At 49.9% G+C, this 7,845-nt stretch carries 5 protein-coding genes and 1 pseudogene; all 6 read right to left on the bottom strand.

Features of this window, described 5'->3' with window-relative positions; translation table 11 throughout:
• Positions 1-495, bottom strand: a pseudogene (locus tag ACWB0I_RS12005) (bifunctional phosphoribosylaminoimidazolecarboxamide formyltransferase/IMP cyclohydrolase); the annotation flags it as partial.
• Positions 496-605: 110 nt separating this feature from the next.
• Positions 606-1,424 carry a phosphoribosylformylglycinamidine synthase subunit PurQ gene (locus tag ACWB0I_RS12000; RefSeq protein ID WP_479388307.1) on the bottom strand — a complete coding sequence of 273 codons (819 nt, stop codon included), beginning with the start codon at positions 1,422-1,424 and terminating at the stop codon, positions 606-608.
• A gap of 391 nt (positions 1,425-1,815) precedes the next feature.
• A complete protein-coding gene (locus tag ACWB0I_RS11995; protein WP_479388306.1) occupies positions 1,816-2,514 on the bottom strand; it encodes a type 1 glutamine amidotransferase in 699 nt (232 codons plus the stop codon).
• 17 nt (positions 2,515-2,531) lie between these two features.
• On the bottom strand, positions 2,532-5,525 hold the full coding sequence (locus ACWB0I_RS11990) for an AIR synthase-related protein (protein ID WP_479388305.1): 2,994 nt from the start codon (positions 5,523-5,525) through the stop codon (positions 2,532-2,534).
• Positions 5,526-5,613: 88 nt separating this feature from the next.
• Entirely contained in the window at positions 5,614-6,696 is a 1,083-nt protein-coding gene (gene purM, locus ACWB0I_RS11985; RefSeq protein WP_479388304.1) for a phosphoribosylformylglycinamidine cyclo-ligase, read from the bottom strand.
• A gap of 151 nt (positions 6,697-6,847) precedes the next feature.
• On the bottom strand, positions 6,848-7,845 hold a 998-nt coding region (locus ACWB0I_RS11980), incomplete at its 5' end, for an adenylosuccinate synthetase (RefSeq protein ID WP_479388303.1).

Raw genomic sequence — 7,845 nt, 5'->3', positions numbered from 1 at the left:
GGCGCCGTCATTGTCCTTAAGTTCGCGCACCAGATCGGGATAATCCTGAGGGTCAGTTACCACGGCCACATATTTGAAATTTTTAGCCGCGGCACGCACCATGGTCGGCCCGCCAATGTCGATGTTTTCGATCAGGGTATCAAAATCCACGCCCTGATTTTTCACGCGCTCAAAGGGGTACAGATTGCAGACGACCATGTCGATGGCTTTAATGCCCAGTTGCTCAGCTTCGGCTGCGTCTTTTTCCCGGTCGAACAACAAAGCCGATTCAATCTGAAAGGAGATGGTCTTCATGCGTCCGCCAAAAGCCTCCGGATTGCCGGTTACCTCGGAAATTTCTGTAACAGGCAAACCGGCTTTCTCCAGCACGGCTCTGGTTCCGCCGGTGGAAATAATTTCACACCCGCTATCATGTAAAGCGCGGGCCAGGGCTTCGATGCCACTCTTATCAGAAACGCTAATCAAGGCACGTTTGATTTTTATGGACTGTTTCATTGACACACCTTTCTTTGATCCTTTTTTACCACAGAGTACTCAGGGAAGTCGCTGAGAACGCAGAGTATTTTTATTAGTACTTTGTGTTTTTCTGTGCTTCCTTTGTGTGCTTAGTGGTTAATCAAATAATCCACAATGTTTTTAAAGATTTGCAGGCCTTCGCCCTGCTCGTCCTGACCGGACTGCTCTTTCTTTTTTGGCCAGGCCGGATGATTGTAAACGGACAGATAGGCCTCGGGATGAGGCATTAAGCCAAATACCTGCCCGCGGGCGTCTGTTAAGCCAGCGCAATTGAGTTGCGAACCATTGGGGTTGTAAGGATATTCGTCCGTGGGCTGGCCGTCCGGGCCCAGATAGCTCAAACAATTCAAATTTTTCTCCACAATGGCCTGCTCGATTTGCTCATCACGGATGATCAGCTTGCCCTCGCCATGGCGAACAGGCAGGTCTATTTTCTCGATGCCCTTTAAAAATGGCGTTCGCTGTTGGGGATGAACCCCACAGGTTACCCAACGATCTTCAAACTTTCCGGAATCGTTGTGCGTTAAGGTGACTTCCTGTTCAAAATTGCCTCCGATATTGGGCAACAGGCCCATCTTTACCAGGGCCTGAAAGCCATTGCACACACCGATGATGAATTTGCCATCCTGTAAAAATTGAGCCAGATCGTCGATAAAATGGCGACCGGAGGCCATCTTTTTAAACTTGAATTTATTGCTCAGAACTTTAGCCGAACCCAAATCGTCACCAAATGAAAACCCACCGGGAAAATTGAGCACCTGATAATCATGAATCGAAACGCGTTCTTTAAACACTTCATTCAGATGAACAATGTCGGCTTCTGCGCCGGCCAATCGGTAAGCGGCGGCCATCTCGACCTCGCAGTTGATTCCAAACCCGGTAACCACCAGGGCACGCACTTTGCTCATTTTTTACCATCCTCTATTTTAAACAAAATGCTTCGTTCTATGATCATTTAAGTAATTAACTTTTTAATTTCTTGACTCTGCACAGTGTGTTTAGCCCTTCCCCCCTGCCTTCCTCTTCCCGAAAATCGGGCGAATTTAGCCCCCACCCCATTGCCCCTTCTCCCGTAAAAAGGGAAAGCGGAAAAATCTTGCTTCTCCCTTACAAAAGTCTCGAGCTGAAGCTCGAGTTACGTTGCGCTTACGAATTGCTTGCCAGTGTAAGGGATTATTCATCCCGATGAATCGGAACTCAGAATGACACCCGGCACGACTCTCCACCTCTCAGGCACAACCTACCGTTTCACAAAAAATTTCAAATTTGATAAAGCAGGTGGGCCTTTTGGGGCTACTTTTAATCTCCTTTTTGCAACAGCCTCTGCACGACCTTTGCCATCAATTCATGGGCCGGTTGACACAGGTTCATCTTTTCTCTGATCTCATCGGCGCTTTGCACAAAAGTGCTGCCATCCAGTTCGTCAGCGCAATGCGTTAACAAACCATCAATCACTTTTGGGGTGATCTCCAGATGAAACTGCAAGCCCACCACCCGCTCTTCAAAAACAAATCCCTGATTGTCACAAGCCTGTGAATGGGCTACACGCATGGCGCCGGCTGGGATTTCGAACATTTCGCCGTGCCAGTGAAAGGCCATGACCTCTTGCGGCCAGATGCTGCCCAGTTTACTCCTTCCTATTTCCGGAGCGCGGTAAACCTGGAACCAGCCAATTTCACGGTGCTGGTTCTTAAAAACCTTTGCGCCCAGCACATCGGCGATGAGCTGGGCGCCCAGACAGATGCCGAGCACCGTTTTCCCCTGTGCAATCGCCTTTTCAATGGACGCCTTTTCGTCTTTCAACCAGCTAAATTGCTGTTCGTCGTGCACACTCATCGGCCCGCCCATTATGACCAGAAAATCGATGGCATCAATCTGAGGCAGAGGTTCATTCCGAAAAAAGCGCGTAACGCTAATTTCTTGCGCCTGTTCTTTCAACAATGGAAGCAGAACACCCGGTGTTTCAAAGGAAACATGTTGTAAAAAATGAACGTGCAAAATCCGGCCTTTCCTTCTTAAAAAACCAGTCCGTTGCGCCAGGCCTGGAGCATGGTTGGCACATCCAGGGCCAGCACGGTTTTGTTTTGATGTTCGATTTCCAGTTTGTCTTCATTCGTTACCTGACCAATCAAAAAGGCGTCGTTGCCCATGATGCGTTCAAACTTTTGCCGATTTTGCGGTGAGACGCTAACCACAAAACGCGAATGGGATTCAGCAAAAAGCAGGGCGTTTAACGATAGCCCGGAGTCCGGCAAACTGACCATAGCGCCCAGGTTCCCGCCAAAAGCGCACTCGGCCAGGGCCACGGCCAAACCGCCATCCGACAGGTCATGCGCCGAGGCCAGCAGTTGTTGTTCCGAGGCAGCCATCATTTTACGGTAAATGCGTAGAGCCTGCTCTTTGCGGACGCACGGCACATTAGCACCCAATTCACCGAACAAATGGTAAAACTCCGAAGCGCCCAACTCGTCATAGGTGTGCCCCACCTGGTATATCAGATCGCCCTCGTGTTTAAAATCGGTGGTCACGGTTTTGCGAACATCGGGAATTTTAGCCACCATGGAAAAGAGGACGGTCGGCGGTACAGAGATTTTGACCCCTTCTTTAATAAAATCGTTTTTCATGCTGTCTTTTCCAGAAGTCATTGGCACGTTGAAAAAGGTGGCCATATCGAACAACGCTTCGTTCATTTGCACCAGTTTGGCCAGCTTTAGTTTCCCATCCGGATTGTTCTGAGGATGGTAAAGCGAATCAGGCACGCAAAAGTTGTCGTTCACCGACCAGAAGATGTCGGGGTCGGTTTGCGGATCGGGCAAGCGACCGCCCACGGCAATGATGCCGCGCATGGCCTCGTCAAACGAACCGGCAGCCATCTGAAAAGGATTGATGTCGCCGTAACGCGGTAGAATTCCGTTAGAAATGGCAATGCCCACGTAAGAATCAAAATCGAGTCTTAAGACAGCGGCGTCCTGTGGCGCATGGCCCTGTTCGCCCATCAGAGGTTTAACAACGGTTTTGCCCTTTACTTCGTGATCGTAGCGCCGAATAATGGATTCGCGCGAACAGATATTCAGACTGCCCAATAATTTTAGTAGGATCGAACTGTAATCGAGTTTTTCTTTGATGATCGGTTCACTCAGTTGGGGTTTTTCCCACTCGGCCTCCATGCGTTTGGTTGGCACTCCTTCATGCAAAAAGATTAAATCCAGGTAGGCCACTTTTTGCTCGCCGTAACGCACATCGAGGTAACCCGAATCGGTAAAATAGCCGATATCGGACAGTTCGACTTCAAAATCTTCGGCCAGGTCAAACAGGGCCTTTACTCTGGAAGGCTCTACAACCAGGGTCATCCGCTCCTGTGATTCGGAGACAAAAATTTCCCAGGGTTGCAGACCGGCATATTTTAAAGGGATATTGGCCAGTTGTACAAAAGCACCATTGGTAATGGCGGCCAGTTCGCCAATGGAGGATGAGAGACCGCCGGCGCCATTGTCTGTAGAAGACTTAATCAGACCGCGGGCTACGGCCACCTGCATGAAATCGGACAGATTTTTTTGCGTAATGGGCGAACCGATCTGTACGGCCGAACGCGGGGAGTGCTCATCGATTTCCAGCGAAGAGAAGGTGGCGCCATGAATGCCGTCTTTGCCCACCCGTCCGCCGGCCATCATGATGCGGTCGCCGGCATCGATGCGTTTTTCCCAGGACGGTTTTCCATCCACGTAAGCCGGCATTACACCGCCTGTTCCGCAAAAGACCAGCGGCTTGCCGCGGTAGCGTTCGTCAAACACCACCGAACCGTTGACCGTGGGGATGCCCGATTTATTCCCGCCGTCTTCAATGCCTTTAACCACGCCGGTCATGATGCGCCGGGGATGCAGCTGTCCGGGCAAGAGTTTGCCCTGGTAATCCGGAGGCCCAAAGCACAACACATCGGTATTAAACAACAAACTGGCGCCACCCACGCCCGTGCCCATCGGGTCGCGGTTCACGCCCACAATGCCGGTCAGCGCACCGCCATAGGGATCGAGGGCCGAAGGCGAATTATGGGTTTCCACCTTCCAGACGAAAACGCGCTGATCATCCACACGCACCACACCCGCATTGTCCAAAAAAATCGTCAACAACCAGTTATGACCGGCCTTTTCGTAACGTTCACGAATGATCTCTGTGGAACGTCTGATGTAGGTTTTAAAAAGGGAGTGAATGGTTTTTTGTGTGCCTTTGTCCAGGTCTTTGTAGGTAATGGTAGCGTTAAATTCTTTGTGCTTACAATGCTCGGACCAGGTCTGGGCAATGACCTCGATTTCACAATCGGTTGGTAATTGGGAAATCCCAAATTTTTCGCGTTCAACCTGAACCAATTGATTCTGGTAGTAAGCCTGAATGGCCTGCATTTCGTGTAGATCCAGAGCCAGCAAACGTTCTCTGGAAATTTTTTCCAGCTCCTCATCCGAAACAAAGATATTGATCGTCTGCACCTGGGGTTTGCTTTTTAGGTGTACTTCAGGTATGTAGGTCACCTGCCCCTTAAATGTTCCGTATTCAAAGCGATGAACCAGCGGATTGCCCAATAATTCCCGGGCAATGGTTTTTAATTGCTCGTCCTTCAGTTTCTTCTGGAAATAGTAGATTTCGTGGGTAAAAATGGCGTGTTTTCCGTAGTCAAAGGGAATGTTTAAAAAATCGCACAACGCTTTTTGGGCCGAAACGCCTTCGTCATCGGTAACACCGGGTAATCTGGAAACCAGGATGTACGTTGGAAAATCTCTAGAGGTAAACAGCCGGTCAATGTAAAGATCGTGAATGATGCAATCGCACAGAGAATTTCTGGCAAAAGCCAGCAACTCTTTTTCTGACAGAGGGTGAACTATGGAGTAGATTTTGCCGGTTTTGACTCTGCCCGTCTCGATGTGCAAAAACTTTTTGGCCTCGCTTTGCACATGCAGGCCGTTAATATCCCTGATGGAATTTTTAAGCAGGATTTGAACATGTTTTGCCGCTTGCATGGATAGGCCCTTAAATTTATTTTTCAGCTCAGCGTTTTCTGATCATTTTTTTGGGTACACAGAGTTTTCAAAAATTTTTTCGCGCCTTTTACGATTCGTATTTCAAAACCCTGGGATTCAGCCCCCTGGTTTTTATTTCAATCGTTGGATTCTGTTGCACCTGGCCGGCAACTTGCGAGGGAAAGTGTCGTTCTTCAGCAAATTGCAGCACATCGTCGGCCTGATCGGCCCTGACCACCAGCAACATGCCGTTTCCCATGTTCCACAGACGGTAGGCCTGTTCTTCGCTAACGTTCCCCAGTTCCTGAACCTTGCGCATAAAATGCGGCGGTTCAAAAAGACGATTTAACACGGCGCCATAGCCGCTGATTTTAAGCACGCGCTGCAGATTATCGCCGATTCCTCCGCCGGTTATGTGAGCGATGCCGTGGATTTCAAAATCTGCCTTGATTAAATCCACGATCAGCGGTGTATAGATGCGCGAAGGGGTGAGCAGCGCCTGGCCCCAGGTTTTACCCTCTCCGTAAGCCGCCTGGTGCCAGACGTCGCCGAACTGCTCGTTCATTACACGCCGCACCAGAGAAAAGCCGTTAGAACGGAAGCCCTGACTTTTAAGGGCGATGATCTGATCGCCGGGTTGAATGTTTCGTCCGTCAATTACCTGTTTGCCGGGCGGTAGAATCGCCACCCCGGTGGCTGCCCAGTTGAAGTGCATGCCATGGCCATAGCCCGCAATGCGCGGCCCAAGTTCGGCGATTTCCCCACCGGTTACAGTAATGCGCGCTGTTTTAGCAGCCTGGTAAAGCCCTTCCATGAGCTGATCGATGACCCGGGCATCCAGCACATTCACATCCAGAATATTAGAAATATTGACCGGTTCCAGGCCATTGGCTGCCAGATCATCTACCACCATGGCCACCAGATCAAAGGCAATGGTGTTGTAAATTTGCGTTCGTTCCGCCAGTTCAATTTTGGTGCCAATGCCGTCGGAAGCCATGCCAATTTTCACCCCGCCCAGGTCCATCACGTTGGAAAAGGCGCCATCTAAACCGGGCACAGGTTGGCCGCTACCGGTCGGCCGGAAATTGAAAGTCTTTTTGGCCCAATTGTAGGCAATCTGAGAACACTGGTTCCCCAGATCGATGTCAAGTCCGGAATGTTTTTTTGTCATCAGTCCTAGATTCCAAACGGTTTTTGATATTTGAGTTACCCTCATCCGCATCTCAAGCTTTAGCTTGAGCAAACCATCCATCTGTGACTCAAGCTTTAGCTTGAGACTGAGCAACTTCTCGAGCTAAAGTTCGAGTTACGTCTTAAGCCCCTTACCACAAAGGCTCCCGGAAAATCACATGGTTGCGATCTGGCCCGGTGGAAACCAGACCGATTGGCGTTTGCAGATAGTCTTCAATAAACTGGATGTAATCTCTGGCATTCTGCGGCAACGCCTGCCAGTCGGTCAGCCCTTCAATCTCTTCCTGCCAGCCGGAGAATGTTTTGTAAACGGGCTGCCCGGCCTGGTCGTAATCCACAGCAGCCTTAATCGTTTCGAAGCCGGTAAGACAGCTCAACTTACTCAGCGAGATGTAATTAAAGCCATTGATGATTTGGGCTCGCTTCACCAGATTCAGATCCAGCCAACCGCAGCGTCGCGGACGTCCTGTAGTGGCCCCAAATTCGTTGCCCTTCGCCCGCAGTTTTTCTCCGGTTTCATCGTGTAATTCCGTGGGAAAAGGTCCTTCGCCCACACGTGTCGTGTAAGCTTTGACCAGACCAATGCGTTTATCGAATTGCACAAAAACACCGCCCCCCGTGAAGGCGCCGCCGATGGTCGTAGATGAAGAGGTTACAAAAGGATAAGTTCCGTGATCCACATCCAGCATGGTACCCTGAGCGCCTTCGTAAAGGATGTTAGCTTTTCTTATCAGATAATCATGGATTAATTCGACTGTATCGCCAATAAACGGTTTAATGTAGGCCTCGGCTTCCCTCAATTCGTCCAGCGCTTTATCCAGATCGATGAACGGTTCTTTGTAAAGTTGTTTAGCGTACTGTTCGTAAAGCCGGGCCTGTTGTTTAAAATGTTCGATGAACGTTCCCTGCAGAATAGATTCCAGGCGCACGCCGGTACGCTGAATTTTATCGGTGTAAGCCGGCCCGATTCCCCGGCCGGTGGTCCCGATCTTTTTATTTAAAACGCGATCCAGATATTTATGAACCGGAGTAACAATGTGTGCCTGGGCCGAAATCATCAGTTTCTGCGGCGTTACTTCAATGCCCTTGCTCCTTAAGTAGAGGATCTCCTCCTTGAAGGTAATCGGGT

It is taken from the genome of Caldithrix sp. (genome assembly GCF_056497305.1).
Note: the sequence above shows the minus strand (reverse complement) of the source record. Positions and strands in the feature narration are given on the sequence as shown.